This window comes from Mesorhizobium sp. B1-1-1 (assembly GCF_006442955.1).
GTDB lineage: Bacteria > Pseudomonadota > Alphaproteobacteria > Rhizobiales > Rhizobiaceae > Mesorhizobium.
The window spans coordinates 504,140-530,484 of the sequence record NZ_VFWW01000001.1 but is presented as its reverse complement, the minus strand read 5'-3'; the positions used below and the strand labels follow the sequence as shown (position 1 = coordinate 530,484).

Here is a 26,345-nt window from a genome sequence, read left to right as displayed (position 1 = left end):
CCGGCACGGGGCCGGCGGTTCGAAACGCAATACTACAGAACTCGATTACATAAGCTCAAATTGATGAACCGGGATTATGGCCGAACTCGGGCCATAAACCGAACGCTAGATCGCGCCGGCGAACGCTTGAATTGCGCCGGCGAACGCTTACATCGCGCCGGCTTCATCCTCGAACCCATCATCGCCACCTTCGGAGCCGCCATTCTCAAGGAATTTCTCGGCGATCAGTCCGGCGTTCTGCCTGAGCGCAAGTTCGATCTCGCGCGCCGTATCGGGATTGTCGCGCAGGAACAGCTTCGCGTTCTCGCGGCCCTGGCCGAGACGCTGCGAATTGTAGGAGAACCAGGCGCCCGACTTCTCGACCACGCCGGCCTTGACGCCGAGATCGACCAGCTCGCCTGTCTTCGACACGCCTTCGCCGTACATGATGTCGAACTCGACCACCTTGAAGGGCGGCGCCAGCTTGTTCTTGACCACCTTGACGCGGGTCTGGTTGCCGACGACCTCGTCGCGGTCCTTGACCGAGCCGATGCGGCGGATATCGAGACGCACCGAGGCGTAAAATTTCAGCGCATTGCCGCCGGTGGTGGTTTCGGGCGAGCCGAACATGACGCCGATCTTCATGCGGATCTGGTTGATGAAGATGACCATGGTGTTGGAGCGCGAGATCGAGGCGGTCAGCTTGCGCAGCGCCTGGCTCATCAGGCGGGCCTGCAGGCCGGGCAGCGAATCGCCCATCTCGCCCTCGATTTCGGCGCGCGGCGTCAGCGCCGCGACCGAATCGACCACCAGCACATCGATGGCGCCGGAGCGCACCAGCGTATCGCAGATCTCAAGCGCCTGCTCGCCAGTGTCAGGCTGCGAGATCAGGAGGTTTTCGAGATCGACGCCGAGCTTGCGGGCATAGACCGGATCGAGCGCATGCTCGGCATCGACGAAGGCGCAGATGCCGCCCTTCTTCTGGGCTTCCGCCACCGTGTGCAGCGCCAGCGTCGTCTTACCCGAGCTTTCCGGCCCGTAGATCTCGATGATGCGGCCGCGCGGCAGGCCGCCGACGCCAAGCGCGATGTCGAGGCCGAGCGAGCCGGTCGGCACGGTTTCGATCTCGACGACCTGCTCGTTCGCGCCGAGCCGCATGATCGAGCCCTTGCCGAAAGCCCGCTCGATTTGCGACAGCGCCGCATCCAGAGCCTTTGATTTGTCCACTGCCTTATCCTCTACAAGCCGCAAGCTGTTCTGAGCCATGATACATCACCCCGTAGTCGTCAATGAAGGCCGGACAATCCGTAATCCTTGGTTATTTGTACCTTTTTTGTTCTCATTTGGCAAGAGGGATCAAGCATTTGAAAAATAAGCAACATCCTGATTTGTTCTTTTTTTGTCTCACGATTCGGCTCCAGCATGACCCGAATATTAGGCCAGGCTGGTTCGCCGTGCCGGCCTCACGAATCGCTGGTTGTTGCCTGCGAAGCTCCGTCGCACAGCATGGCGCTTGTGCGTGACCGCCAACAAAGGTCATATCGGCGCATGGTGAGATCTCCAAGAGTCCTGGCGGTGGGCGGCGCCCATATCGACAGGCGCGGCCAGGTGTCCGGCGCTTACGTGCCGGCTGCCTCCAACCCGGGCACGATGCGCGAGGACGTTGGCGGCGGCGTCTTCAACGCATTGCGCAGCACGGTGCGGCGAGGCGTCTCGGGCTCGTTGCTGTCGGTGCGCGGCGGCGATGCCGCCGCCGACACGGTTTCGCGCGCCATCGCCGAAGCAGGCATTGCCGACCTGTCCGCGGTGTTCCTCGACCGCACGACGCCGAGCTATACGGCGCTGATCGACCGCGAGGGCGAACTGCTCGTCGGCTTTGCCGACATGGCGCTTTATGAGCTGGCATTTGCAAAGCAGATCCGCCGCTCCAGGGTGCGGGAGGAGATCGCCGCCGCCGATGCCGTCCTGTGCGACGCCAACCTGCCATCGGCGGCTCTGGAGCGGCTGGTGTCGCTTGCCGCCGGCAAGCCCGTGTTCGCCATTGCCATTTCACCGGCCAAGGTCGTGCGCTTGACACCGGTGCTCGGCGGCCTGGCCGTCGCCTTCATGAACAGGCGCGAGGCGGTGGCGCTTGCCGGACTTGACGATGCCGCCTCTCAAAAAACTATCCTCGACGGGCTGAGAAGCGCCGGCCTCGACAGCGCGGTGGTCACGGCGGGCGGCGGCCCGGTGCTGGGCTTCGACCGCGACGGCAGCTTTGCCGTCGTCCCGCCCCCTCCAAGAAAGGTCGTGGACGTCACCGGCGCCGGCGATGCGCTTGCCGGCGCGACGGTCGCCGCCCTGCTGCGCGGCATGCCCTTGCGCGCGGCGTTGCGCGAGGGCGTCGCCGCCGCGACGCTGGCTATTGAAAGCGCGGGCGCCGTTCCCGATTTCACCACGGCGACTTTCGCGCAAGCGCTGGCTCTTGTGCCCGAAGAGCAGGAAATGGCATGAGACCGGCATCCGAAAGGATGCGCCGCACTTCGGATTGGAGATCAAGATGACCCCAGACACCGCCCGCCCCTTCATCGATGTCCACGCGCCGGTGGCGCAGGCCCTGTCGGCCGGGAAGCCCGTGGTGGCGCTGGAAAGCACCATCATAACCCACGGCATGCCCTACCCCGACAATGGCGCCATGGCGGCCGACGTGGAAAGGATCATTGCGGACGGCGGCGCGGTGCCGGCGACGATCGCCGTGGTGGCGGGCCGCATCAAGATCGGCCTCTCCGACGGAGAACGCGAATCGCTCGCCATGACCGGCGACGCCATGAAGCTCTCGCGCGCCGATCTCGGCTTCGCCGTCGCGCAAGGGCGCACCGGCGGCACCACGGTTGCCGCCACAATGATCGCCGCGCATATGGTTGGGATAAAGGTGTTCGCCACCGGCGGCATCGGCGGCGTGCACAAGGGCGCCGAAAAAAGCTTCGACATTTCCGCCGACCTCGATGAGCTGGCGCGCACGCCCGTCATCGTCGTCTCGGCTGGGGCCAAGGCCATCCTCGACATCGAAAAGACGCTGGAGGTGCTGGAGACCCGCGGCGTGCCCGTGATCGGCCATGGCTGCGAGACCATGCCGGCCTTCTGGTCGCGGCAGTCGCCGTTCCGCGCGCCGCTGACCTTGCACGCGCCGGAAGAGATCGCGCATTTTTACAAGACGCGACAGGCGCTGGGCCTGAGCGGCGGCATGCTGATCGCCAATCCGGTGCCGGAGGATCACGAAATCCCGGCCGGCGAGATGGCCGGCTACATCGAGGCCGCCCAGAAGGCCGCCGAGGCGCTCAACGTTACCGGCAAGGCGGTGACGCCGTTCCTGCTCTCCAAAATCCTCGAACTCACCGGCGGCCGGAGCCTGAAGACCAACATCGCGCTGGTCGAAAACAATGCTCGGCTGGCAGCGCGAATTGCCGGGGCGCTGTAGGACGCCGGAAATACGAGCGGCGGCACCACGGCTACTCGCGACCACCGAGTTCCGTCACGCCCTCCTCTGTCCTGCTGGACGTCTCCGAAAAGTCTGCACTGCCTCATCGCCCCGAGGTCCTAGCGTTATTTTCCCGCCCGCCGCCCCGCCTCATAGGCCCGCCGCGCCCATACCGCCATCTCGTCGGGGTCGTCGAAGGCACTATCGGGAATGCTCCAATAGGGCATCGCCACCAGCTTGCCGTGCCGGGACCCGGTGTAGGTCCACTGCGCGCAGCCGGCGGCCTCGAAATCGGGCGCGCTTTGCTCGTCCGCTTTCAGCATCAATTCGCCGCGCAGCACGATGGCGACGATGACGCCGTCGGCATAGATGCCCTTGCCGCCGAACAGTTTGCGGATGCTGACCGGGCCCAGGCTCTGGAAGAGTTCTTCTATGCGTTCATTGTCCATGCGCGGATCATGTCACCGCGATTCGGCCTTGTCATCGGCGCAACCAAAACCATGCTGACAGATTGAAAGGGGATCGATCGGAGTTCCCGCCATGCCTGTCCTGCTCAAGGGGTCCTGCCGCTGCAATGCCGTTCGTTTCGAGGTGGAAAGCCACACGCCCGTGCCGTTCATGCTGTGCTACTGCTCGATCTGCCGCAAGCAGCAGGGCGGCGGCGGTTTTGCCATCAATCTCGGCGCCGACTACGAGACGATGACCATCCGGGGCAAGAGGAGCCTCGGCGTCTATCGGGCCGAGATCGAGGACGACGAACATCCGCATTGCGAGATCTCGACCGGAGAGCGCAATTTCTGCCGCAAATGCGGATCGGCGCTGTGGCTCTACGACCCGACCTGGCCGGAACTCGTCCATCCCTTCGCCTCGGCGATCGACAGCGACCTGCCGAAACCGCCAAGCAAGGTGCATCTGATGCTGAAATACAAGGCCAACTGGGTCGAGCCCGATGTCGGGCCGAGCGACAAGGTGTTCGACGTCTATCCCGAGGAATCGATCGCCGACTGGCATAAGCGGACCGGGACGTGGGTGGAGTGAGTGTCTTCGCTGCGTTCTAAGGGAGGTGAGGAGTGGTCTGCGCAGCAGGCGGGAAGCCAATTGCGCGGCTTTTCGAATGACGAACGCCGGCAGCGGGGCTATCGCTGCCCCTCATCCGGCCCTGGGGGACACCTTCTCCCCGTAAACGGGACGAAGGAAGGTCAGGCGGAGGCGCGTGCTTCTGCCAGCGCCTTGAGGTCGGCCGGCTTCAGTTCGACGGATTCGCCGCAGCCGCAGGCCGAGCTCTGGTTCGGGTTGCGGAAGGTGAAGCCGGTGCGCAGCGTCGTCTGCTCGAAATCCATCTCGGTGCCGAACAGGAAAAGTGCTGCTTCCGGCGCGACATAGACATGGGCGCCGTCGCGCTCGATGTGGTCGTCCTTGGTATTGGGTTCGGTCACCAGGTCGACCGTGTATTCCATGCCGGCGCAACCGCCCTTCTTGATACCGAGGCGAATGCCATGCGCATTCTCACGCGTGGCAACGATCTCGCGCACCCGGTCGGCGGCCTTTTCGGTCATCGTGATGACGGCAAAGCGTCCCATCTTTTTCCTTCTCCATTCCATGCAGGTTCAAGGCCTGCCGAATGATTCCTCACCTAAAATGGTGAAGTTTTGCCACTGGCGCAAGTGTGCCGGACTCGACGTCAGTACCAGCCCACCGCCACCTGCGCCTCTTCCGACATGCGATCGGGCGACCAGGGCGGGTCGAATGTCATGTTGACCTCGACGCCCGACACGCCTTCGACGGCGCCGACGGCGTTCTCAACCCAGCCCGGCATCTCGCCGGCCACCGGGCAGCCGGGCGCGGTCAGCGTCATGTCGATCTTGACCGAACGGTCGTCCTCGATGTCGATCTTGTAGACGAGGCCAAGCTCGTAAATATCGGCCGGGATTTCCGGGTCGTAGACCGTCTTCAGCGCCGAGACGATGTCGTCGGTCAGCCGCGCCAGTTCGTCGGCGGGAATTGCGGAGGCGGAAACCACCGCCTTAGCGGCCGCGTCGGGAACAGCGTCGGTAGCTGTGCTGGCATCTTCCATTATCGTCACCCGAAAAACTTGCGCGCTTTTTCCAACGCATCAGCCAAAGCATCGACTTCGGCTCGCGTATTATACATGCCGAACGACGCCCTGCATGTGGAGGTTACGCCGAAGCGTTTCAACAGGGGCTGGGCGCAATGGGTGCCCGCGCGCACAGCCACGCCTTGCCGGTCGATCACCATCGACACGTCATGGGCATGAATGCCTTGCAGCTCGAACGAGATGATGGCGCCCTTGCCGGGCGCGTCGCCGAAGATGCGCAGCGAGTTGATGGCGCGCAGCCGCTCGTGCGCATAGTCCTTCAAATCGGCCTCGTGCGCGGCGATGCGCTCGCGGCCGATCTTTTCCATGTAATCGAGCGCGGCGCCGAGCCCGATCGCCTGGACGATCGGCGGCGTACCGGCCTCGAAGCGGTGCGGCGGGTCGTTGTAGGTGACGATGTCTTCGGTCACCTCCTCGATCATCTCGCCGCCACCCATGAACGGACGCATGCGCTGCAAGATGTCCTTCTTGCCGTAGAGCACACCGATGCCGGAGGGACCGTAGACCTTGTGGCCGGTGAAGACGAAGAAATCGCAGTCGAGGTCCTGCACGTCGATGGGCATATGGACGGCGCTCTGGCTGCCGTCGACGAGCACGGGAATGCCGCGCGAATGCGCGATGCGCACGATCTCCTTGATCGGCGTCACCGTGCCCAGCGCGTTCGACATCTGCGTGATAGCGACCAGCTTTGTGCGGTCGGTCAGTCGCTTCTCGAATTCCTCGATGTGGAAGACGCCGAGATCGTCGACCGGCACCCAGACCAGTTTGGCGCCCTGCCGCTCGCGGATGAAATGCCATGGCACGATGTTGGAGTGGTGCTCCATGATCGACAGCACGATCTCGTCGCCCTCGCCGATATTGGGCATGCCATAGCCATAGGCGACCGTGTTGATCGCCGATGTCGTGTTCGAGGTGAAGACGATATTGTCGGTGCTCGGCGCATTGAGGAAGCGGCGAACCGTCTCCCGCGCCTTCTCATAGGCGTCGGTCGCTGCATTGGACAGGAAGTGCAGGCCGCGATGGACGTTGGCGTATTCCTGGGCATAGGCGTGCTGGACCGCGTCGAGCACCGCCTGCGGCTTCTGCGCCGAGGCGCCATTGTCGAGATAGACGAGAGGTTTGCCGTAGACTTCGCGTGACAGAATCGGGAAATCGCGGCGGATCGCCTCGACGTCGTAGGTTTCGACTTTCTGGTCCATCATAAGCTCTCTTGAGGCACCGCCTCATTCCGTGCAACGCCCCTCATCCGTCTCGGCGCTTCGCGCCGATCCACCTTCTCCCACAAGGGGAGAAGGTCAGGCGCTCTTCCTTCTCCCCTTGTGGGAGAAGGTGGCCGCGAAGCGGCCGGATCAGGGGTGTTCGCCGGAGCGAGCCCTATCCACTCATCCATGCGCCGCAAACCAGCCGTCGAGCCTGGTCTCCAGGGCCTCGACGATCACCTCGTCGTCCAGTTCCTCGATCACCTCGGCGATGAAGGCCTTCACCAGCAGACCACGGGCGCTCTTCTCGTCGATGCCGCGCGCCATCAGGTAAAACAGATGGTTGTGGTCGATCTCGGTGACGGTGGCGCCATGACCGCAGACCACGTCGTCGGCGAAGATTTCGAGTTCCGGCTTGGTCGAGAACTCGCCGTCGTCCGACAGAAGCAGCGTGTTGCAAGCCATTTTGGCGTTGGTCTTCTGCGCGTATTGATGGACGTTGATGCGGCCCTGGAAGACGCCACGCGCCTTGCCGGTCACGACATTGCGGATCACTTCCGTCGACGTGGTGTGCGGCACCGCATGATCGAGCACCATGGTGGTGTCCGTGTGGGCGTCGCCGGCCAGCAGGTTGATGCCGCGCAATTGGAAGTCAGCGCCCTCGCCCGTCGTCTTCACAACGACCTCCTGGCGCACGAGCTTGCCGCCGGCGTTCATGACGAACAGCGTCAGCTTCGCATTCTTGCCGATATGAGCCTTGAACTGCGCCAGATGCGTTGCCGTGTCCGGCTGCTCCTGGATGATCAGCCACGTCACCTCGGCGCCTTCGCCGAGCACGAGCTGGCTGACCGAGCTGACAAGGGCCGCGCCCTCGCCGGCCTGGCGTTCGACGATCACAGCCTTGGCGTCGGCGCCGGCGCGCACGGCCAGGCGTACATGCGTCTGGCCGCCGGCCTGCAGGTTTTGCAATTCGATCGGCTTTTCCACTTGGGTGCCATCGGCGATGTCGACGAAATAACCGTCGGCGACGAAAGCCGTGTTCAACGCCCCGATGGCATCGTCGCTGCCGTAGGGATCGAGCCCAGGCGCGATGCTGCCGTCGGTCAGTTTCTCCGACAGGCACTGGACGCTGACGCCTTCGATTGCGGGCGTTTTGGCGCTCGACACGCCGTTGAGAAGCGGCAACACGGTGGAACCTTCAACGACTGGCGCGATGGCTTTGGCCACGGCCGTCGGGTCGAAGTCCGGCACCGCATTCAGCAGCCGGCGCAGGTCGGTGTAGTGCCAGGATTCGATACGCCGGGTCGGCAGTCCGTGCTTCACCGCCTCGATGGCGTCGTCGCGCTTCAACATCACCGCGCCGTCGCCCGGCAGCAGCGACAACCGTTCGCCGAAAGCGTCGATCAACGCTGTTTCGGCCGGTGTCCGCTGGGGTTGTGTGTGCATGTTCATCAGTTTGACCTTGCCTTCTGGCATCTCACGCGGCTTCACCGATCACGCCGGCATAGCCATTGGCCTCGAGGTCGAGCGCCAGCGACTTGTCGCCGGACTTGATGACCTGGCCCTTGTAGAGCACGTGCACGGTGTCGGGCACGATGTGTTCGAGCAGCCGCTGATAGTGCGTGATGACGACAATGGCGCGCTCGGGCGAGCGCAACGCGTTGACGCCATCGGAAACGATCTTGAGCGCATCGATGTCGAGCCCGGAATCGGTCTCGTCAAGCACGCAGAGCTTTGGCTCCAAAAGCTTCATCTGCAGGATCTCGGCGCGCTTCTTCTCACCGCCGGAGAAGCCGACATTGAGCGGCCGCTTCAGCATGTTCATGTCCATGTTGAGCGAGCCGGCGGCTTCCTTCACCCGCTTCAGGAATTCGGGGATCTTCAGCGGCTCCTCGCCGCGCGCCTTGCGCTGCTCGTTCATGGCAACCTTCAGGAATTCCATGGTCGCCACGCCCGGTATCTCCATCGGATACTGGAAGGCCAGGAAAATCCCCGACGTCGCGCGCTCGGCCGGATCCATTTCGAGGATCGACTGGCCGTTGTAGAGGATATCGCCCTCGGTGACCTCGTAGTCCTCGCGGCCGGCGAGGATGTAGGACAGCGTCGACTTGCCCGAGCCATTCGGCCCCATGATCGCGGCGACCTCGCCGGCTTTTACCGAGAGATTCAGGCCGCGGATGATTTCGGTGCCGTCATCGACGATGCGGGCATGCAGGTTCTTGATCTCAAGCATTCTTTTCTTCCTGAATATCTGTCCGGTCAGCCGACCGAGCCCTCGAGCGAAATCCCGATCAGCTTCTGTGCCTCGACGGCGAATTCCATCGGCAGCTGCTGGATGACGTCCTTGACGAAGCCATTCACGATCAGCGCGATCGCTTCCTCCTCCGGAATGCCGCGCTGCATGACGTAGAACTTCTGGTCCTCGGAAATCTTCGACGTCGTCGCCTCATGCTCGAACTGAGCCGTCGCGTTCTTGGCTTCCATGTAGGGAACCGTGTGGGCGCCGCACTGGTCGCCGATCAGCAGCGAGTCGCAATTGGTGAAGTTGCGCGCATTGGTCGCCTTGCGATGCGCCGAAACCTGGCCGCGATAAGTGTTCTGCGAAAAACCGGCGGCGATGCCCTTGGAGATGATGCGGCTCGACGTGTTCTTGCCGAGATGGATCATCTTGGTGCCGCTGTCGACCTGTTGGTAGCCGTTCGACACGGCGATCGAATAGAACTCGCCGCTGGAATCGTCGCCGCGCAGGATGCAGCTCGGGTATTTCCACGTGATCGCCGAGCCGGTCTCGACCTGCGTCCACGAGATCTTCGAGCGGTGGCCACGGCAATCGCCGCGCTTGGTAACGAAGTTATAGATGCCGCCCTTGCCCTCGGCGTCGCCGGGGTACCAGTTCTGCACCGTCGAATATTTGATCTCGGCATCGTCTAGCGCCACCAGTTCGACGACCGCCGCATGGAGCTGGTTCTCGTCGCGCTGCGGCGCCGTGCAGCCTTCGAGATAGGAGACGTAGGCCCCCTCCTCGGCGATGATCAGCGTGCGCTCGAACTGGCCGGTGTTCTTCTCGTTCATGCGGAAATAGGTCGACAGTTCCATCGGGCAGCGAACGCCCTTGGGCACGAAGACAAACGAGCCGTCGGTGAAGACGGCCGAATTCAGCGTCGCATAAAAATTATCCGACGTCGGCACGACCGAGCCGAGATATTTCTTCACCAGTTCCGGATGCTCGCGGATGGCTTCCGAGATCGAGCAGAAGATGACGCCCGCCTGCGCCAGTTCCTTCTTGAACGTGGTGACGACGGATACCGAATCGAACACGGCGTCGACGGCGACGCGGCCGGACTTGTAGACATTGTCGCTGGCTTCCTCGAGCTCGGACACATCGGTCTTCTGCACGCCGGCCAGGATCTCCTGCTCCTTCAGCGGAATGCCGAGTTTCTCGTAGACCTTCAAGATCTCCGGATCGACGTCGCTGAGCGAGCTCGGTCCGGGCGTGCTCTTCGGCGCCGCGTAGTAATAGATGTCCTGGAAATCGATCTTGGGATAGTTGACGCGCGCCCAGGTCGGCTCTTCCAGCGTCAGCCAGCGCCGATAGGCTTCCAGACGCCATTCCAGCATCCAGGACGGTTCGTCCTTCTTCGCCGAAATGAAACGGATGATGTCTTCGCTCAGGCCCTTGGGGGCCTTGTCGACAGCTATTTCGGTCTGGAAACCGTATTTGTATTGGTCGACGTCGATCTTTCGGACCCGATCGATCGTGTCCTGCACAGCAGGCATATGCGTTCTCCATCCACGCCGGGGTCAAGGCCCGACAGTTTTCAAACTATGGCACCGCCGGATGAGCACCCAAGGAGCACCCGCGGCGGCGTAAGTTTCATATAGTGCGCCTCGGCCGGAAATTCACCCGGCCAGCATGAAACGCACGGCTCTACCAGGCCGAAAGGCCCAAATTCGTCCAACCGCTACGCGGCCTTCTCCTTGCCCACCCGACGTGCGGCGATTTCTGCCAATGCCAGGCGGAACGCCTCGATGTCCTGCGCGCCGGTCGCCGCGCCGATCGACACGCGCAACGCACCTAGACTGTCACCGTGACCCATGGCCTTCAGCACATGGCTCGGACCGACTTTTCCCGACGAGCAGGCGGAACCCGCCGACAGCGCCACACCGGCCAGGTCGAAGGCGATCTGTACCGTTTCGGCCTTGGCGCCGGGAATAGCGAAGAATGTCGTGTTGGCAAGCCTCGGCGCGTCGGTTCCGAAGATTTCCACGTCCGGTATCAACATTTTAACGATGGCCTCGATCTCGTCGCGGCGCCGACGCAGGGCATCGATGGCCTCCAATCCGATGAGAGCCTCCTGCGCCGCCGCGCCAAATCCCGCAATGCCGGGCAGGTTCTCGGTACCGCCGCGATGGCCCTTTTCCTGGCCACCGCCGTTGATGAGCGGCTTCGGCATCATCAGATCGGCAGCGGCGACGATGGCGCCGACGCCCTTGGGGCCGCCGATCTTGTGCGACGACAGTATCAGATAGTCGGCGTAACCCGCCGAAATGTCGATCGAAATGCGCCCTGCCGCCTGAACCGCGTCTACGACGAGGACACCGCCGACCGACTTTACGATTTCGGCGATACGATCGACCGGCTGGATGACGCCAGTCTCATTATTGGCGGCGTGGATTGCCACCAGCGGCAGGCCGGCGGCCTTATCGTGCGCGGCAAGCGCGTTTGCCATTGCTTCGAGGTCGACAATTCCATTGGCGTCGACGCCGATCCGCGTCACCTGCGAGGCCGGGAAGGACCCGCCGTTCAACAGGCAGGGGTGGTCGGCTTCGCAGACATAGAGATGGCTCATGCGGATGGTCCCGCGCCCCATCCGCCAATCGGGCGTCAGCAGCGTCGAGGCGGCTTCCGTGGCGCCTGACGTGAACACGACATGCCCAGCCTTGGCCTTCACCAATTCCGCCACATCACGCCTTGCAGTTTCGATCAGGCGACGCGCCGCACGCCCTTCGGCATGGACCGATGATGGGTTGGCGGCCACATCGAGCGCCGCGACCATAGCCTCGCGTGCCGCTGCAAGCAGGGGCGCACTGGCATTGTAGTCGAGATAGGCGCGCATTCCGGCCATTTTCTTCCAGTTGGTCCCGTCAGAAGCCATTCCACCGAGATATCGCGTTATTTCCTTGAAATTCCAAGGCAAGCCGTCCTATTTACGCGGCTTGCGGCGCGGGCAGCCGGACGATTGCGTTCCGGCCACCCAGTTTTGAACAATTCTAAACTAGCTTCTATGAAGACGCTCGCCCTGCGTCAAGGCCAGAGGAAGGTTCTCCGGGCGCCGCGCATTCTTATTACCCAAGTTGGAGTATTTCATGCCTGAGGTCATTTTCACCGGTCCGGCCGGCCGTCTGGAGGGTCGATACCAGCCCTCGAAGGAAAAGAGCGCGCCGATTGCCATTGTCTTGCATCCGCACCCGCAATTCGGCGGGACGATGAACAACAAAATCGTCTACGACCTCTTCTACATGTTCCAGAAGCGCGACTTCACCACGCTGCGCTTCAATTTCCGCGGCATCGGGCGCAGCCAAGGCGAATTCGATCACGGTACCGGCGAATTGTCGGATGCGGCCGCCGCACTCGACTGGGTGCAGTCGCTGCATCCGGATTCCAAGAGTTGCTGGGTTGCCGGCTATTCGTTCGGCTCGTGGATCGGCATGCAGCTTTTGATGCGCCGGCCCGAGATCGAAGGCTTCATCTCGGTCGCGCCGCAACCCAACACCTACGACTTTTCCTTCCTGGCTCCCTGCCCCTCCTCGGGGCTCATCATCCATGGCGACGCTGACAAGGTGGCGCCGCCGAAGGACGTGCAAGGCCTGGTCGACAAGCTGCACACGCAAAAGGGCATCACCATCACGCAGAAGACATTGCCCGGCGCCAATCATTTCTTCGCCAACGATGCCGAACTGCTGATCGAGGAATGCGCGGATTATCTCGATCGCCGGCTGGCCGGCGAATTGTCGGATCCGCGCCCGAAGCGGCTGCGCTAAAGGACGGATGATCGCGATGTACCAGCCTCCTCATTTCCAGGAAACACGGCCGGAGGTGCTGCACGGGCTGATCCGGGCACATCCGCTCGGCCTCTTGGTTTCCAGCGGACCCGAAGGGCCGGTCGCCGACGCCATTCCGTTCCTGATCGACGCCGATGTCGGGCCAAATGGCAGGCTGCGCGCACATCTGGCCAAAGCCAATCCGCAATGGCGGCTTATCGCCGACAATCCGGCCTCGACGGTGCTGATCGTCTTCCAGGGCACCGACGCCTATGTGACGCCGTCCTGGTACGAGACCAAGCGCGAGACCGGCAAGGTGGTGCCGACCTGGAACTATGCCATCGTGCAGGTGCGCGGCATCGCGAAGGTGATCGACGATCAGGACTGGCTGGCGCGGCAGATCGCCGACCTGACGGCATCGCAGGAAGGCACGCGTGAGGCGCCATGGGCGATAACGGATGCGCCTGCCCCGTTCATCCAGTCGCAGATCAAGGGCATCATCGGGCTGGAGATCGAGATCGCCGAAATCCATGGCAAATGGAAGGTCAGCCAGAACCGTCCCGTCGCGGATCGCGCAGGCGTTGCGCACGGGCTTGAAAGCGAGACGGCAAATTCGTCCGACATGGTGAACCTGGTAAGGTCCTATGGCGGACTGAACGGCGACTAAATCCCAGGCTCGATGGATCAGACGGCCGTTCGGCTTGTTCGACCGATCAGCCGAAACGTCTGCTTGCGCACCGGCAATCCCGATCGTGTCGGGCTGAAGATGAAGCCGAGCCGGGCAAAGACCAGTCCGCAAACCAGCGCGAAGGCAAAGCCAAGACCAAAGCCGGCGACGGTATCACTCGGATAATGCGCGCCGACGAAGACCCGCGTCGAGGCGATGCAGGCCGTGATCGGCAAGGCGATGTACCAGCGCCGCGGGAACAAAAGCAGCAGGATGCCGAACACGGCCCCCATGGTCGTGGCGTGACCGGACGGGAAACCGGCAAAGCGCGCATCGAAGGCGAAGGGACGCAGCGAGAGCACGCCGAGATCCTGAAAATAGAGCGGACGCGCCCGGCCGACCGCATATTTCAGGACATTGACCAGCAGGCCGGACAGGCCGACGGCGCTCAGTGCAAGGAACGCCAGGCAGGTCCAGTTGTAGACGAGCATCAATGACCGCCGCGACAGGCTTCGCCAGTCCGTCAGATTGGCCCCTATGAGCAAGAGTGCCGGCGGGATGAGATACCAGCCGCCCAGGCCGAACTGTGTCAGGAACTCGGCGAGCCGGCCGAAGCCCGCCGACCACCGGCCGTGCAGCAGTCCCGCCGGCGTGTCGAGGCCGACGAACGCCGCTGCCGTGAGCAAAATCCAGGCCGAGATCCAGAGCGGCCATAGGACCTTGGGATACGAGGCGGAACGAGCGGCGAAGCGCCCTCTCACGATCCGCAGCGTGTCGCGGAAATTGCCAACGGACCGACGCACCACCGCAGCGGGCGCAACGGATACGGAAGGGCGCGGTTTCACCAGCATTGAAAACCCGATCCCATTGTCGAACTCATTGGGCGATACGGAAGAGGCCGAGCGACATTTTGTCTCCCGATGAAAAGTTGAGCCCGTCGATCGTCGTAAGATGGCTCGCCGCCTTGCCTTGCCCCGCCAGCAATCCATTGAGTTTCTGCTCATCCTCGACCGGCGCCAGCCCCAGCGCGCAGGCGGGGTCGGCAAGCAGATGCTTTGCCACGCCATCGATGTCGGTCAGTATCGTTTTCGTGCCCACCAGGAACACAAGGCTCGGCTCGTGATACCGCGCCGACGCCAGCACCGAGGTGTCGCAAGGCTTGTAGACGCGCACAGCCTGGTTGATCGCCGGGCTCAGCCATATCGGCTTCAAGGACGGGGCGATGATACCAAACAGCAACCCGTAGGCGATGCCCGCACAGGCGGCGACGGCGCCGATACGGGCAAGCGGCACTTGCAACTGTCGCGAGAAGGCCAGGTAGCCGGCGCCGAGCGCCGACGCGGCGGCCGGAATGCTCCACCACGAGAAAGTATGGGTGAGATAGATCGGGGCGCCCACGCAGACCGCAGCCAGGCCGAGGCTGACCACGACCAGGCCGAATGCAGTCGACCACCACAACCATTGCTGCCAGCGCCGGAGCGGCGCATTGGCTTCCTGCGGCTGCAATGTCAAAAGCCAGCCGATCAGCAGCGCCATGCCGGGATAGGCCGGCAGCACGTAGTGCGGCAGCTTGGTCGGAATCAGTTCGAATACCAGCCAGAAGGGGATGTACCAGGCGAGGCAGAAGCGCAGCCTGACATCGTCGCGCAGCCGGTTGAGGGCTTGCAGGCCGGCGCCGACGGCGATCAGGCCGAACGGCCACATGAACAGCGAATAGGTCAACATGTAGAAGCCGGGCGGCAGGCCGTGCGATTCCTCGCCCTGGGCGACCTTGCCGAGCATATCCTTGCCGACGGCCTGCTGGAGGAAGGCGCCGTGGCTTTTCCAGGTGATCAGGGCGAGCCAGGGCAACACGATCAGCACGACGAGCAGCAGGCCGCGCCCCACCTTGAGCTTCGACAGCCAGCGCCCGTCGCGTTCGAATGCAAACAAGACAGCGATGGTGAGCGCCGACAGCAGTGGGGCGATCGGCCCCTTGATGAGGATCGCGACCCCTTGCGCCAGCCAGAATATCCACCACAGATGGCCGGCGACGGGCTCGTTGCGGCGCGATGCCAGGTAAATCTGCGCCAGCGCGCCCTGCGCCGCCACGCAGCAGGCCAGCAGCATCGCATCGGTCTTGGCGTCGCGGCCCTCGAAGGCGGTGGCGAAGATCGCCGCCATCACCAGGCCGGCGGCGATGCCGGCACTGGCTCCGAAAAGCCTGGTGCCCGTCCAGGCGATGCCGAGAACGGCCAGGGCGATGCCCAGCGTCGACACCAGGCGGTAGACCCATATTGGTGCGGCGGCGCCCTTGCCGCTCAGAGCCACGGCCGCGGATTGCAGCCAATAGATGCCGATCGGCTTCTGGTAGCGCGAAGCGTCCTGAAAGCGGATGTCGACATAATCGCCGCTCTCGACCATCTGCTTGGTGGCCTGGACGAAGCGCGGCTCGTCACGGTCCAGCGGCGGCATGGACGCAAGTCCCGACACCGTCATCACCAGGCTGAACAGGAAAAGAAGGATGTAGTTCCTGTTCAGCGCCATATTCCAGCCTCTCCGACCATTCTTCCCTGATGCGCAAAGCCGCTCAATCGACCTTCGTCATCGCCGCCTTGCGTTCATTGGCGATCAGCCAGAGATTTCTGATGTAGATGAACAAGCCCATGCCCTGGCCGGCGATGAACACCGGGTCCTGCCGCTTGATCGCATAAATCAGCAACAGACCTCCGCCGAACAGCGAGAAGAACCAGAAGGCGATCGGCACGACGCTTCGCTTGGCCTTTTCCGATGCGAGCCACTGCACGACGAAGCGCATGGTGAAAAAGAACTGGGCGACGAAGCCGAGCAGGATCCACGCGTTGAACTGTTCGATGAAGACCCGGTGGATCCAGGTCACCAGTTCCTGAAGCACGTTAACCATGCGTGATTTCCTCTACTTTTGGCATCCGGCGACGCCTGCGGCGCAGCCACCAGACGCCGCAGAGATCGAGCACGCCCTGCAGGCCGCGGTCGAAAATTCCGTAGTTCGACTTGCCGTGGCGGCGGGAGCGGTCGACGACGTCGCAATGCACGACATGGTATCCTTCCTGGATGACCAGCGCCGGAACGAAACGATGGGTGCCGTCGAAGAACGGCAGCTTGCGCAGGATCTCGGTGTGGACCGCCTTCAGGCCGCAGCCTGTGTCGCGCGTCTCGTCATGCAGGATGGCGTTTCTCAGCCAGTTGGCGAACCGCGATGCCAGTTGCTTGACCTTGCTGTCGCGGCGCTTCAGGCGCTGCCCTTGCGCGGCGCCGTAGCCGGGCCCGGCCCGCCGCAAGGCGTCGACCAGCATGGGAATGTACTGAGGATCGTTCTGGCCATCGCCGTCGATCGTGGCGACGATGCTTCCGCGCGCCGCCCAGGCGCCGGAGCGTACCGAGAGGCTCTGGCCGGCGGATTTCTCGTGCCGCAATTCCCTGACTGGAAACGGGCGAAGTGCTGCCTGCCTGGCGAGAACGGCTGCGGTTTCGTCGGTCGAGCCGTCGTTGACGATGATCAGTTCGAAGTCGCGCCCGGTCATCGCCGCCTCGATCTCATCGATCAGCAGCGGCAGGTTTGCCGCCTCGTTCCTGCAAGGAATGACGATGGATATCAATGCGTCCGGCATGTCGCGTGGGGCTCTGTCGTCGGATATGGCATTGGTGGATGCCGTGCGGTGCCGCTTGAGGTCGTGGGCTGCAAGGACCTTTTGGCGCGCGCCTCATTACGCCAGCACAAACAATGAAGCAAGCATCCGCGCCGAGAGGCGGCTTGCGGCGTTTCAACAACAAGTGATTGCCAAGCCCCTGGTCGAAGCGCGATCGGGCGCAAAACCGGAATCCACTTTTGCTGATCGCGCTTGGGTGCTAAACGCGCGCTTTCACATACGCCCGCGCCGGACGGGCGGACGCTTCGGGAAAGAAAAAATGCCTGCCTTCAAATCCGATTTTCTGCGCACGATGAGCGAGCGCGGCTTCATCCACCAGACTTCGGATGATGCCGGGCTGGACGATCTCTTCGCCAAGGAGACGGTGACGGCCTATATAGGCTTCGACGCGACGGCCAAGAGCCTGCACGCCGGCTCGCTGATCCAGATCATGATGTTGCACTGGCTGCAGCAGACCGGCCATCGGCCGATCGCCCTGATGGGCGGCGGCACCTCGATGATCGGCGACCCTTCCTTCAAGGACGAGGCGCGCAAGCTTCTGACCCCGCGCGACATCGACGACAATCTCGCCGGCATCCGCCGCAATTTCATGCCGTATCTCAAATTCGGCAGCGGCCCGAATGACGCGATCATGGTCAACAACGCCGACTGGCTGATGGAGATCAACTACGTCAATTTCCTGCGCGACGTCGGCCGTCACTTTTCGGTCAACCGCATGCTGGCGTTCGATTCCGTCAAGCTGCGGCTCGACCGCGAGCAGTCGTTGTCCTTCCTCGAATTCAACTACATGATCCTGCAGGCCTACGACTTCGTCGAGCTCTACAAGCGCCTCGGCTGCCGTCTGCAGATGGGCGGCTCCGACCAGTGGGGCAACATCATCAACGGCATCGATCTCGGTCGCCGCATGGAGGACGCGCAGCTTTATGCGCTGACGACGCCGCTGCTCACCACCTCGTCGGGCGCCAAGATGGGCAAGTCCGCCACGGGCGCGGTCTGGCTCGATGCCGAGATGCTCTCGCCTTACGAATTCTGGCAGTATTGGCGCAACACCGAGGACGCCGATGTCGGCCGTTTCCTGAAGCTCTACACGACGCTGCCGTTGGACGAGGTGGCGCGCCTGGAGAAGCTCGGTGGGTCCGAGATCAACGAGGCGAAAAAGATCCTCGCCACGGAGATCACCGCGTTGCTCCATGGTCGCGGCGCCGCCGAACAGGCCAGCGAAACCGCACGCAAGACCTTCGAGGAAGGTGCCCTCGCCGAGACGCTGCCGAGCGTCGAGGTTGAAAACGCCAAGCTCGAAGCCGGCGTCGGCATCCTGGCGCTGCTGGTGACCGCCGGGCTGGCGGCGTCCAACGGCGAAGCGCGGCGGCATGTGCAAGGCGGTGCGGTGCGGCTCAATGATCAGCCTGTCAGCGATGACCGTCGCACGGTCACGCTTCAGGATTTGAGTCCGGAAAACGTCGTAAAGCTTTCACTGGGCAGGAAAAAACACATTTTGGTGCGGCCGATCTGAGGCCCCTTCACCGGTACTCGAAGATCGACCTGAATATCCCCGGCGCGATCACCGAGAGCGGGTTGATGTCGAGCAGCGGCTTGTTGGCGTTGCCCTTGAGCCGGTAGGTCACGCCGATCAGGCCGCGGTCGCGGCCATTGCCCAAAAGCGCGCCGACGATGGGCAGTTCACCGAAGATGCGGTTGAGGCCGTAGACCGGCATGAAGGTGCCGGTCATGTCCATATTGTTGTTCTGGTCATAGAGCGTGCCCTGGAACGTCGTGCCGATGCGGGGACCGCGCAGCACGCCATTGGCCAGCCTGAGATAGCCGCTGCCCTTCTCGATCTCGGCGTAACCGCGTTCGAACTGTACCCGCGAGGTGTCGAGCTTGCCCTTGACCGCCTGATTGAGGCTGCGGCTGTCGCCTGCCGGCGTGGTCGAGACGATGGAGGCGAGCTTCGGTTCGTTGACGACGAAGAAGTTCGTCGTGTCCACCTTGCCCTTCATCGGCCCGTCGCCCGCTCCTGACAAGGCCAGGGCAATCGCCCCACCTTCCATGTGCTCGTAGATGTTGAGGAATCTCAGTATCGCACCGGCGTCCGCCGACTGTACGTTAAGCGAGCGCCGGCCGGCGCTGCTCGTGTTGCTGATGGCTATGGCGGCTCCCGAACTTGCAGTGGCGCTGACCTTCAGCCCGTTCACCTTCGAACCGGCCGCGCTGTAGTCGAGCTTGAGGTTGGACAGTTGCTCGTCGTGGAAACCGGTCAGCCGATCGACGTCGGCGCTGACGGAAATCGCGTCGGCGCCCGTCGTCTTGGTCGCGGTGTCGACGTCGGAGGTGAACTGCTTGATCAGCGAGCGGGCATCCAGGGCATTGCCGCTGATGTTGACTGCATAGCCCCTGCCCGATCGCTTGACGGACACCGCCACGTCATCGCCGCGGTTCAGGGCGACTTTGCTGAACTTTGCCGAGGACAGGGCCCCGTTGACCAGCACGATGTTGCCGTCGACGGAGAATGTCTTGCCGTCGAGGTCGAAGTCGGACAGCGTCGTGGTGTCGCCGGACGTGGTCATGATGAATGTAGCACTTGCGGGGACCCCTGCCCCCTTGCTCCATCCGGCCCAGGGAATGTCGAGCCTGGCATTGGTCAGGTCGGCCGAGACGTTCTGGTTGCCCTCCCCGCTTTTGTCGATCGCGACTTTCACGGTTCCGCCCAGCAACGGGGCCAGCCCCGGCATGGCGGCGGCGCGGATCTTGTCGTCGAGCACCAGGGCCACCTTGCGGCTGCGTGCCGGTCCGCCATTCTCCAGCGGCTCGATCAGGTCGAGTTCGGCCGGAATGCCGTTCAGGGATGCCTTGGCGGAAATCACAGCCTTTTCAGGGTCGACCGTGACGGAACCGTCGGCATCCGTGACGCTCTGGCCTTCGAACGGCTTGGCCAGTGAAAGCCCGCTGTAGTCGAGCGATACCAGCCAATCGAGCTTCGAGCTGTCGACGCCGGATTGCAGCGGAATATCGGCCCTGACATGGCCGGTGACGCTGCCGGACAGGTCTTCGGGCAGGAAGCCGACATGGCGCATGGCATTGATCGGCTCGTAGGAGGCAAGTTCAGCGACCGCGGACGCTTCGCCGGCAACGTCGATGTCGAGCGCGCCGACGACCGGCGGGCGGTTGGCCGCCTTGACGGTCAGCGTGCCGTTGCTGGCCGCCACGGTGCGGCCGCTGGGCATGAAGACGGTGCCAGAGGACAGGGAGATATCGACGTCATTGCCGTGGAAGGCGACGACACCGACGGCATCGCGTATCGGCGGAATGCGGCCAGCCGTGTCGAAACGCGATCCTTCGATCTGGAAGCGGCCGAACACCTCGTCGGCGGAAAGCGGCACGCCATTGCCGAGGCGATCAGGCACCACCTGGAATTGAAGATTGGCATCGACGACGCGGCCGCCGAACAGATTGTCCAATACCCAGAGCCGCGCGTTGCGCGCCGAAAACCATGGCCAAAGCTGTTTGACGTGCGAGACCGGCATGTCATGCACGTTGAGCGCCAGATTGATGCCGGGAGCCTTGCCGTCAACGAACTGCACGGCCGCGGTTCCAAGGACCTCGCTGGAAGCGGCCGACCGGACCGCGATCTGATCGGCTACCAATTTATGGCTTTTGGTCTGGTAGACGCCGGCGATGCGGGCAAGGAAGGTGAGCGCTGGCTCCGGCGATTCCGAAGGCGCCAGTGTCGAGCCGTCACTGGTCAGATCGTATCGGTAGGCCGGCTCCTCTCCGGCGGCGGCGGTCGCTGGCCTGGGCCCGATCGAGCCGGCGAAATCGAAGGTCGAGCGGCCGGTCTTCAGCAACAGCCTGTCCACCTGGATCTTGTTGCTGCCGCGGACGAGCGTGGCGCCGACATCGACATCGGCCGACAACAGCCCACGCGTGCCGAGATCAAGCACCGATCCCCTGGACGACAGGGCAGCCGTCAGCCGCGACGCGGTGTCGTCGGCCCCCTGCGACCCTTTGAGCGTCACGCTGAGCGCCCCCAACTTGCCGCCGGACGCCATTGCGCCGCTTTCGCCGCCGTCTTCGGCGATGCCGACGGTGGCATCCAGCGACATCACGCGCCGGGTCTCGGCATCGCGGCTGGCGGATGCTGCGACGGTCACCGCCTTGCCGTCGACATTTGCCTGCGAGGAGAACTCCATGCCGCCTGTCCCCGACTGCAGGACGACCGCGTCGGCGACTGTGATCAACCTGACCGCCTCGGTGTCGGGCAAAACGAATGCCACATTGTGAAGATCGATACGGTGCAGCGATTCCTCGCGCACCGCATCGAGAGCGTGATTGATGTTGGCAAAGAGCGCATCGGACAGTTTTTCGGGATCGATCAGCCCGTCCCGATTGCGCAGTTCGGCCGTCCAGTCGCCGCCCGACGGCATCGCCGCGGTAACGATGCGCGCATCGGAAATCCTGGCGCTGGTCAGCCGCACCTCGCCTCGAAGCAGCGGCAGCAGGCGGATGCCGAAACGCACCCTGCCCGCATCGGCCATGGGTTTACCGTCGCTGGCCTTCAGGCTGACGTCGCTCACCTGGAGCGCGACGAAGCTCGAACTGTCGAGGGTGATGCGGGCGGGCCCGACCGCAACATCGACATCGACGCCCGCAAGCTTCTCGATGGCGGCCTCCGCCTCGACGCGCAGCCGGTCGGCCCCTATTCCGGAGACACCGATGAGATAGACAGCCACCCCCGCCAGCAGCACCAGCGCAACGGCGCCGGCAAACAGCCGCGATAGGATACGAAAGCCGCGCCCGATCGCCGCCTGGCCGAGCGGCGGAACGCGGCAAGCCGATGGCAAGGCGCCCAGGTCGGTGATTTCATCCCGCCTGAACCTGATCTTCTCGTGCTGCGGTTGCTCCTGATCCACGCAATTTTCCGTTCTACGAACTCGCTCGTGGACGAATCCCCGCTCGACACTATATCGGTGTGGCTTCGCGCGTAACCTCAAACAAGGGCATGGATATGGCTGACCTCAATGTGGGCGATCCCGCGCCGCAATTCGAGTTGCCGCGGGACGGCGGTGGTTCGCTCAGCCTGGCCGGCTTTGCCGGCAGACCTGTCGTCCTCTACTTCTACCCACAGGACGACACCAGCGGCTGCACCGCCGAAGCGATCAGCTTTACGCAGCTGAAGCCGGAGTTCGAGAAGGCCGGCGCCGTCGTGATCGGCCTGTCGCCCGACAGCGCCAGGAAGCACGACAAGTTCAAGTCGAAATACGATCTTACCATCGACCTTGCCTCCGACGAGGAGCGCAAGGTGATCGAGGCCTACCACCTTTGGGTCGAAAAATCGATGTATGGCCGCAAATACATGGGTGTCGAGCGCGCGACGTTCCTGATCGGCCGCGACGGGCGCATCGCCAGGATCTGGCGCAAGGTCCGCGTCAAGGGCCATGCCGAGGAGGTGCTGGAAGCTGTGCGGGCGATTTAAGGGGGCGCCTCCGCGCCCTTGTTTTCAGAAAGCGACGCGAAGCAACCCATGCTCGCTTTGCGGGCAATTCTTGCCGGCGTCTTGCTTCGGCAAAGCTTTGTTAACCTTAATAATGTGTAGTCGGGCTGTCGTGGTGTCGTAAACGAAAGCTTGGTCCCGTGAACGCAACCGGTCAGTCCGCGATCTTTGGCAGGCGCAAGGAACCGCATACAGTCATCATCGCCCGCGGCAGCGAGATCAGGCACTTCACGATCCGGCCCTGGCTGGTTGTATTTCTCGGTTCGGCGCTGGCGGCGATCGCCATCGGTTACCTGCTGGCCACCTCCTATCTCGTGCTGCGCGACGACCTGATCGGCGCCACCACCGCGCGCCAGGCCCGCATGCAGCAGGCTTACGAAGACCGCATCTCGGCGCTTCGCGCCCAGGTCGACCGCATCACCAGCCGGCAGTTGCTTGACCAGCAATTGATGGAAACCAAGGTGAGCGAGCTTTTGGAGCGCCAGACGCAGCTCAGCCAGCGCCACGGCCGCCTCGGCCCGCTGCTCGACCGCGCCGAAAATGAAGTCGGCGCAGCGACGGCCGAAGATCCGGCAGCGCCGGCAAAGCCTGACAAACACGCCGAAGTGACCGGCAGCATCGCCCAGCCTGCTCAAAGCTACGCGCTGGCCAGCCTCGGCGCCGCCACTGGCACCGCCGACACCAGGCCGTTCTCCCTGTGGGCGACCCGCTCCGATCCGCTGCCGAACGATTCGGCCGCCGATCGTGCCGACAAACTGTTCATTTCGATCAACAAGTCGTTGAAATCCATCGAGAACGACCAGCTCACGCGCATCAGCATACTTGCTGATAACGCCTACAAGAATGCCGACGCCATAACCCAGGCGCTCGAGGCGGCCGGACTGCCGGTCGACAGTGATTTCGGCAAGAACGAAAGCGATGTCGGCGGACCGCTGATCCCGCTCGACAGCTCGATGTTTTTCGACAGCAAGGTCAAGGAACTGGACGAGGCGCTGGACACGCTCGATCAACTTAAGAAGGAAGCACGCCGGCTGCCGCTCGCCAATCCCGCACCCGGTCATTCCGTCACCAGCCCGTTCGGCGTGCGCACCGACCCGATCCTCGGCACGGCCGCCCTGCATTCGGGAATGGACTTCAGGGCGCCGATCGGCATGGCGGCCAAGGTCACCGCGCCAGGCGTGGTCACCAAGGCCGGCTGGAATGGCGGCTATGGCCGCATGGTCGAAGTCGATCACGGCAATGGGTTTGCCACGCGCTATGGACATCTCAGCGAAATCGACGTGACCGTGGGCGAAAAAGTGGATGCCGGCGCTGTCATCGGCAAGACCGGCAGCAGCGGTCGCTCGACCGGCCCGCATCTGCATTACGAAGTCCGCCACAATGGCGAAGCGATCGATCCTTTGCGTTTCCTCACGGTCGGCAAGAAGGTCGCGCAGTATCTCTAACGAACGGGCCCAGGCCGCCGCCATCCCGCGCCGTCCTCATCGCTTTTTCGCATCCTTGTCGCCGTTCAGGGCTTTTCCCTTTCGGGGCGACCGCAAATTGTCGAAGCCCATATAGTGGTCGGTATCAGATGTGTTCCATCTGCCGCCCAGGCAGATGATGGCAATGGCCGCGGCAAAGATCAGCAAGACATAAATCTTATCCATGTCCCGCTATCTAGGGCGCGGTGATCAGCCGGACACCGGCCGGCTTTTCCGCCGTAGCGGGCGCGTCCCTCAAATGCGGTGCATTTTTGAATTCCATTTGACTGAATAAATATTTGGTGCCAACCTTGCCTCAACCGGGGACGCAAGGCATGGCATTGCGAGGGACCAATCAGGAGTTCGGGCGGCCGTACAACCGACGCATCGTGCTCGAATCGATCCGCCGGTACGGCCCCATCGCCAGGGGCGATATCGCCAGGCATGTCGGCCTCACCGTTCAAACCGTATCGACCATCGTTCGCGAACTGGAGGAGCAGGGTTACGTCCTGTCCGTACGCGAGGAGCCGAAGGGCCGTGGCCTGCCACCGGCGACGCTGCGCATCAATCCCGAGGGCGGCTATGCCGTCGGCATCCACCTGACGCCGCTGGGGATCGACGCGGCGCTGATCAATCTCAGCGGTGACGTGATCGACAGCTTGCACCGCGAGGCCCCCAACGCGACGCCCGATCATGCGTTCGACCAGGTCCGCGCCATGGTCCGCGACCTGACCGGAACGCGCGCCGCGGGCCGCGTCATCGGCATCGGCATGGCGCTTCCCGGCCCGTTCGGCGTGGACACGATGAGCTTCATCGGGCCGACCACAATGGCCGGCTGGAAGGACGTGGCGCTGCGCGAGCGGCTGACGGCGGCGACAGGATTGCCGGCCTTTTTCGACGGCGACATGGCTGCGGCCGCCATGGGCGAGCGCCTCTACGGCATCGGCGCCCAGCATTCCGAATATTACTATCTCTATTTCGGCGTCGGACTTGGCAGCGCCATGATGCATGACGGCAGCGTGCTGCGCGGCGCCTGGGGCAATGCCGGCGAGATCGGCCATATTCCCGTCGTTCCCAATGGCGAGCTTTGCCCGTGCGGCAATCGCGGTTGCCTCGAACGTTATGTCTCGCTCGAAGCGCGAGGGCGCTGGAAGGGCAGCGATGCCGATTGGGTCGCCGAGGTCGGCCCGATCTTCCGCAACGCCATTGCCATCATCGAGAACCTTTTCGACCCCGAGACGGTCGTGCTCGGCGGGCTGGCGGCGCCGGACCTGCTCGAACGCCTGGCGAGGTCGGCTGCGCCTCTGCACAATTCGGTTTCGGCCCGCAAGGACCGCAAGACGCCACGCATCGTCGTCGCCGGCGGCGGCCAGCAAGCCGTGCTGCGCGGCGCGGCCGCATTGGCCGTCTCTGGCGTGTTGTCGCCACGCTTCGGCCAGATGTTCACCGCCGAGCGCGAACGCGGCCGCGATATTCTGACAGCCAGGGAGGTTGCCTGATGAGCGAACCCCTGCTGGTGCTCGACAACGTCACCAAGAACTATGGCGCGATCCAGGCGCTGAAGGGCATCAGCTTCTCGATCGGCAAGGGCGAGGTGGTCGCGTTGCTGGGCGATAACGGCGCCGGGAAGTCGACGCTGGTCAAGATCATCGCCGGCGGCCTGGAGCCCACCTCCGGCCGCATGCTGTTCGAAGGCAAGGAGTTCCTTGCCAAATCCCCTGCCGAGGCCAAGGCGGCGGGAATCGAGACCGTCTATCAGGACCTGTCGCTGTGCACGAATGTCGACGTGGTGGCCAATTTCTTCATGGGCCGTGAGATCACGCGCAAGGTGCTCGGCATTCCAGTGCTCGACGAGCGGGCGATGGAGGCCGTGGTCGGCAAGGCGCTTGCCAGCGCCGGCACCCGCATTCCGTCTTTGCGCACCAATGTCGAGCATCTCTCGGGCGGGCAGCGGCAAGCCATCGAGCTCAACCGCTTCGTGCACTGGGGCGGCAAGCTTGTGCTGCTCGACGAGCCGTTTGCAGCGCTTGGCGTCGAACAGACGCGGCGCGGCCTCGACATGATCCGCCAGGTGGCGAACCAGGGCATCGGCGTCGTCATCATCACCCACATCATGCAGCAGGCCTTCCAGGTCGCAGACCGGATCGTGGTGATCCGGCAAGGCGTCGTGGCCGGCGATGTCGCACGCAACAAAACAAGTCCCGATGCGGTGATCAACATGATCACCGGGGAGACGCTTGCCGGTGCCGGACCGGCGGGCTGA

General features: G+C 63.4%; 25 protein-coding genes. 10 read left to right on the top strand and 15 right to left on the bottom strand.

The genetic code is table 11. From position 1 onward, the window contains the following. Nucleotides 1-147: 147 nt before the first annotated feature. Entirely contained in the window at nucleotides 148-1,245 is a 1,098-nt protein-coding gene (gene recA / locus FJ986_RS02630; RefSeq protein WP_010909075.1) for a recombinase RecA, read from the bottom strand. Between the two features lie 282 nt (nucleotides 1,246-1,527). On the opposite strand from recA, the gene FJ986_RS02625 reads away from it, so the two are divergent. Together FJ986_RS02625 and FJ986_RS02620 are read left to right on the top strand one after the other, a co-directional pair. Next, nucleotides 1,528-2,472: a carbohydrate kinase family protein gene (locus FJ986_RS02625; RefSeq protein WP_140560979.1), complete on the top strand. Its 945-nt coding sequence runs from the start codon at nucleotides 1,528-1,530 to the stop codon at nucleotides 2,470-2,472. Nucleotides 2,473-2,518: 46 nt separating this feature from the next. Continuing rightward, nucleotides 2,519-3,436 carry a pseudouridine-5'-phosphate glycosidase gene (locus tag FJ986_RS02620; RefSeq protein WP_140656069.1) on the top strand — a complete coding sequence of 306 codons (918 nt, stop codon included), beginning with the start codon at nucleotides 2,519-2,521 and terminating at the stop codon, nucleotides 3,434-3,436. A gap of 125 nt (nucleotides 3,437-3,561) precedes the next feature. On the opposite strand, the gene FJ986_RS02615 is transcribed toward FJ986_RS02620, so the two are convergent. Beyond that, nucleotides 3,562-3,885: a TfoX/Sxy family protein gene (locus tag FJ986_RS02615; RefSeq protein ID WP_140493867.1), complete on the bottom strand. Its 324-nt coding sequence runs from the start codon at nucleotides 3,883-3,885 to the stop codon at nucleotides 3,562-3,564. Nucleotides 3,886-3,976: 91 nt separating this feature from the next. On the opposite strand from FJ986_RS02615, the gene FJ986_RS02610 reads away from it, so the two are divergent. Further along, nucleotides 3,977-4,474, top strand: a complete 498-nt coding sequence (locus FJ986_RS02610; RefSeq protein ID WP_140560977.1) for a GFA family protein — start codon at nucleotides 3,977-3,979, stop codon at nucleotides 4,472-4,474. Between the two features lie 161 nt (nucleotides 4,475-4,635). On the opposite strand, the gene sufA is transcribed toward FJ986_RS02610, so the two are convergent. The 7 genes from sufA to FJ986_RS02575 form a co-directional block, all read right to left on the bottom strand. Beyond that, complete coding sequence (sufA, locus tag FJ986_RS02605; RefSeq protein ID WP_006206001.1) at nucleotides 4,636-5,016, bottom strand: Fe-S cluster assembly scaffold SufA; 381 nt, start codon at nucleotides 5,014-5,016, stop codon at nucleotides 4,636-4,638. Between the two features lie 101 nt (nucleotides 5,017-5,117). Then, nucleotides 5,118-5,510, bottom strand: coding sequence for an SUF system Fe-S cluster assembly protein (locus FJ986_RS02600; protein ID WP_140547766.1), 393 nt, complete (start codon nucleotides 5,508-5,510; stop codon nucleotides 5,118-5,120). A 5-nt stretch (nucleotides 5,511-5,515) separates the two neighbouring features. Beyond that, the gene (locus FJ986_RS02595) at nucleotides 5,516-6,751 is read right to left on the bottom strand and encodes a cysteine desulfurase (protein WP_140494998.1); all 1,236 of its coding nucleotides are present in this window, start codon (nucleotides 6,749-6,751) and stop codon (nucleotides 5,516-5,518) included. A 183-nt stretch (nucleotides 6,752-6,934) separates the two neighbouring features. After that, a complete protein-coding gene (gene sufD, locus FJ986_RS02590; RefSeq protein ID WP_140515796.1) occupies nucleotides 6,935-8,203 on the bottom strand; it encodes a Fe-S cluster assembly protein SufD in 1,269 nt (422 codons plus the stop codon). Nucleotides 8,204-8,228: 25 nt separating this feature from the next. After that, a complete protein-coding gene (gene sufC / locus FJ986_RS02585; protein ID WP_140624752.1) occupies nucleotides 8,229-8,984 on the bottom strand; it encodes a Fe-S cluster assembly ATPase SufC in 756 nt (251 codons plus the stop codon). Nucleotides 8,985-9,010: 26 nt separating this feature from the next. Then, nucleotides 9,011-10,528, bottom strand: a complete 1,518-nt coding sequence (gene sufB / locus FJ986_RS02580) for a Fe-S cluster assembly protein SufB (RefSeq protein WP_140666919.1) — start codon at nucleotides 10,526-10,528, stop codon at nucleotides 9,011-9,013. 185 nt (nucleotides 10,529-10,713) lie between these two features. Further along, a complete protein-coding gene (locus FJ986_RS02575) occupies nucleotides 10,714-11,877 on the bottom strand; it encodes a cysteine desulfurase family protein (protein WP_140666916.1) in 1,164 nt (387 codons plus the stop codon). 241 nt (nucleotides 11,878-12,118) lie between these two features. Between FJ986_RS02575 and FJ986_RS02570 the strand changes: the two genes are divergently transcribed. Beyond that, nucleotides 12,119-12,793, top strand: coding sequence for an alpha/beta hydrolase (locus FJ986_RS02570; protein WP_140493883.1), 675 nt, complete (start codon nucleotides 12,119-12,121; stop codon nucleotides 12,791-12,793). A 16-nt stretch (nucleotides 12,794-12,809) separates the two neighbouring features. Continuing rightward, nucleotides 12,810-13,460 (top strand): FMN-binding negative transcriptional regulator, encoded by a 651-nt coding sequence (locus FJ986_RS02565; RefSeq protein ID WP_140666914.1) that lies wholly within the window; start codon nucleotides 12,810-12,812, stop codon nucleotides 13,458-13,460. 17 nt (nucleotides 13,461-13,477) lie between these two features. On the opposite strand, the gene FJ986_RS02560 is transcribed toward FJ986_RS02565, so the two are convergent. Genes FJ986_RS02560 through FJ986_RS02545 form a run of 4 tightly spaced genes read right to left on the bottom strand, consistent with a single transcriptional unit; the run spans nucleotide 13,478 to nucleotide 17,089 of the window. Then, complete coding sequence (locus FJ986_RS02560) at nucleotides 13,478-14,311, bottom strand: phosphatase PAP2 family protein (RefSeq protein WP_140522030.1); 834 nt, start codon at nucleotides 14,309-14,311, stop codon at nucleotides 13,478-13,480. Between the two features lie 25 nt (nucleotides 14,312-14,336). Then, nucleotides 14,337-15,986, bottom strand: coding sequence for a glycosyltransferase family 39 protein (locus tag FJ986_RS02555; protein ID WP_181181843.1), 1,650 nt, complete (start codon nucleotides 15,984-15,986; stop codon nucleotides 14,337-14,339). A 43-nt stretch (nucleotides 15,987-16,029) separates the two neighbouring features. After that, nucleotides 16,030-16,362, bottom strand: coding sequence for a lipid-A-disaccharide synthase N-terminal domain-containing protein (locus tag FJ986_RS02550; RefSeq protein WP_140493889.1), 333 nt, complete (start codon nucleotides 16,360-16,362; stop codon nucleotides 16,030-16,032). Continuing rightward, entirely contained in the window at nucleotides 16,355-17,089 is a 735-nt protein-coding gene (locus tag FJ986_RS02545; RefSeq protein ID WP_140515786.1) for a glycosyltransferase family 2 protein, read from the bottom strand. The genes FJ986_RS02550 and FJ986_RS02545 overlap by 8 nt, the downstream gene beginning before the upstream one ends. A 298-nt stretch (nucleotides 17,090-17,387) precedes the next feature. Between FJ986_RS02545 and tyrS the strand changes: the two genes are divergently transcribed. Further along, complete coding sequence (gene tyrS / locus FJ986_RS02540) at nucleotides 17,388-18,641, top strand: tyrosine--tRNA ligase (protein WP_140493893.1); 1,254 nt, start codon at nucleotides 17,388-17,390, stop codon at nucleotides 18,639-18,641. A 7-nt stretch (nucleotides 18,642-18,648) separates the two neighbouring features. Here tyrS and FJ986_RS02535 read toward each other — a convergent pair whose 3' ends face one another. Beyond that, entirely contained in the window at nucleotides 18,649-22,038 is a 3,390-nt protein-coding gene (locus tag FJ986_RS02535) for a DUF3971 domain-containing protein (protein WP_140673332.1), read from the bottom strand. Between the two features lie 95 nt (nucleotides 22,039-22,133). Between FJ986_RS02535 and FJ986_RS02530 the strand changes: the two genes are divergently transcribed. Together FJ986_RS02530 and FJ986_RS02525 are read left to right on the top strand one after the other, a co-directional pair. Continuing rightward, nucleotides 22,134-22,601 (top strand): peroxiredoxin, encoded by a 468-nt coding sequence (locus FJ986_RS02530; protein WP_140631601.1) that lies wholly within the window; start codon nucleotides 22,134-22,136, stop codon nucleotides 22,599-22,601. A gap of 158 nt (nucleotides 22,602-22,759) precedes the next feature. Further along, the gene (locus FJ986_RS02525) at nucleotides 22,760-24,064 is read left to right on the top strand and encodes a M23 family metallopeptidase (RefSeq protein ID WP_140631598.1); all 1,305 of its coding nucleotides are present in this window, start codon (nucleotides 22,760-22,762) and stop codon (nucleotides 24,062-24,064) included. Nucleotides 24,065-24,100: 36 nt separating this feature from the next. Here FJ986_RS02525 and FJ986_RS30375 read toward each other — a convergent pair whose 3' ends face one another. Beyond that, nucleotides 24,101-24,250 (bottom strand): hypothetical protein, encoded by a 150-nt coding sequence (locus FJ986_RS30375; protein ID WP_181171747.1) that lies wholly within the window; start codon nucleotides 24,248-24,250, stop codon nucleotides 24,101-24,103. Nucleotides 24,251-24,417: 167 nt separating this feature from the next. Between FJ986_RS30375 and FJ986_RS02520 the strand changes: the two genes are divergently transcribed. Further along, nucleotides 24,418-25,581 carry an ROK family transcriptional regulator gene (locus FJ986_RS02520; RefSeq protein WP_140515776.1) on the top strand — a complete coding sequence of 388 codons (1,164 nt, stop codon included), beginning with the start codon at nucleotides 24,418-24,420 and terminating at the stop codon, nucleotides 25,579-25,581. Continuing rightward, complete coding sequence (locus FJ986_RS02515) at nucleotides 25,581-26,345, top strand: ATP-binding cassette domain-containing protein (protein WP_140493903.1); 765 nt, start codon at nucleotides 25,581-25,583, stop codon at nucleotides 26,343-26,345. Before FJ986_RS02520 ends, FJ986_RS02515 begins: the two co-directional genes overlap by 1 nt.

Excerpts from the sequence above, each read along its gene's own strand:
- recA (WP_010909075.1), bottom strand. The coding sequence starts at position 1,245 with ATGGCTCAGAACAGCTTGCGGCTTGTAGAGGATAAGGCAGTGGACAAA.
- FJ986_RS02625 (WP_140560979.1), top strand. The coding sequence starts at position 1,528 with ATGGTGAGATCTCCAAGAGTCCTGGCGGTGGGCGGCGCCCATATCGAC.
- FJ986_RS02620 (WP_140656069.1), top strand. The coding sequence starts at position 2,519 with ATGACCCCAGACACCGCCCGCCCCTTCATCGATGTCCACGCGCCGGTG.
- FJ986_RS02615 (WP_140493867.1), bottom strand. The coding sequence starts at position 3,885 with ATGGACAATGAACGCATAGAAGAACTCTTCCAGAGCCTGGGCCCGGTC.
- FJ986_RS02610 (WP_140560977.1), top strand. The coding sequence starts at position 3,977 with ATGCCTGTCCTGCTCAAGGGGTCCTGCCGCTGCAATGCCGTTCGTTTC.
- sufA (WP_006206001.1), bottom strand. The coding sequence starts at position 5,016 with ATGGGACGCTTTGCCGTCATCACGATGACCGAAAAGGCCGCCGACCGG.
- FJ986_RS02600 (WP_140547766.1), bottom strand. The coding sequence starts at position 5,510 with ATGGAAGATGCCAGCACAGCTACCGACGCTGTTCCCGACGCGGCCGCT.
- FJ986_RS02595 (WP_140494998.1), bottom strand. The coding sequence starts at position 6,751 with ATGGACCAGAAAGTCGAAACCTACGACGTCGAGGCGATCCGCCGCGAT.
- sufD (WP_140515796.1), bottom strand. The coding sequence starts at position 8,203 with ATGAACATGCACACACAACCCCAGCGGACACCGGCCGAAACAGCGTTG.
- sufC (WP_140624752.1), bottom strand. The coding sequence starts at position 8,984 with ATGCTTGAGATCAAGAACCTGCATGCCCGCATCGTCGATGACGGCACC.
- sufB (WP_140666919.1), bottom strand. The coding sequence starts at position 10,528 with ATGCCTGCTGTGCAGGACACGATCGATCGGGTCCGAAAGATCGACGTC.
- FJ986_RS02575 (WP_140666916.1), bottom strand. The coding sequence starts at position 11,877 with ATGGCCGGAATGCGCGCCTATCTCGACTACAATGCCAGTGCGCCCCTG.
- FJ986_RS02570 (WP_140493883.1), top strand. The coding sequence starts at position 12,119 with ATGCCTGAGGTCATTTTCACCGGTCCGGCCGGCCGTCTGGAGGGTCGA.
- FJ986_RS02565 (WP_140666914.1), top strand. The coding sequence starts at position 12,810 with ATGTACCAGCCTCCTCATTTCCAGGAAACACGGCCGGAGGTGCTGCAC.
- FJ986_RS02560 (WP_140522030.1), bottom strand. The coding sequence starts at position 14,311 with ATGCTGGTGAAACCGCGCCCTTCCGTATCCGTTGCGCCCGCTGCGGTG.
- FJ986_RS02555 (WP_181181843.1), bottom strand. The coding sequence starts at position 15,986 with ATGGCGCTGAACAGGAACTACATCCTTCTTTTCCTGTTCAGCCTGGTG.
- FJ986_RS02550 (WP_140493889.1), bottom strand. The coding sequence starts at position 16,362 with ATGGTTAACGTGCTTCAGGAACTGGTGACCTGGATCCACCGGGTCTTC.
- FJ986_RS02545 (WP_140515786.1), bottom strand. The coding sequence starts at position 17,089 with ATGCCGGACGCATTGATATCCATCGTCATTCCTTGCAGGAACGAGGCG.
- tyrS (WP_140493893.1), top strand. The coding sequence starts at position 17,388 with ATGCCTGCCTTCAAATCCGATTTTCTGCGCACGATGAGCGAGCGCGGC.
- FJ986_RS02530 (WP_140631601.1), top strand. The coding sequence starts at position 22,134 with ATGGCTGACCTCAATGTGGGCGATCCCGCGCCGCAATTCGAGTTGCCG.
- FJ986_RS02520 (WP_140515776.1), top strand. The coding sequence starts at position 24,418 with ATGGCATTGCGAGGGACCAATCAGGAGTTCGGGCGGCCGTACAACCGA.
- FJ986_RS02515 (WP_140493903.1), top strand. The coding sequence starts at position 25,581 with ATGAGCGAACCCCTGCTGGTGCTCGACAACGTCACCAAGAACTATGGC.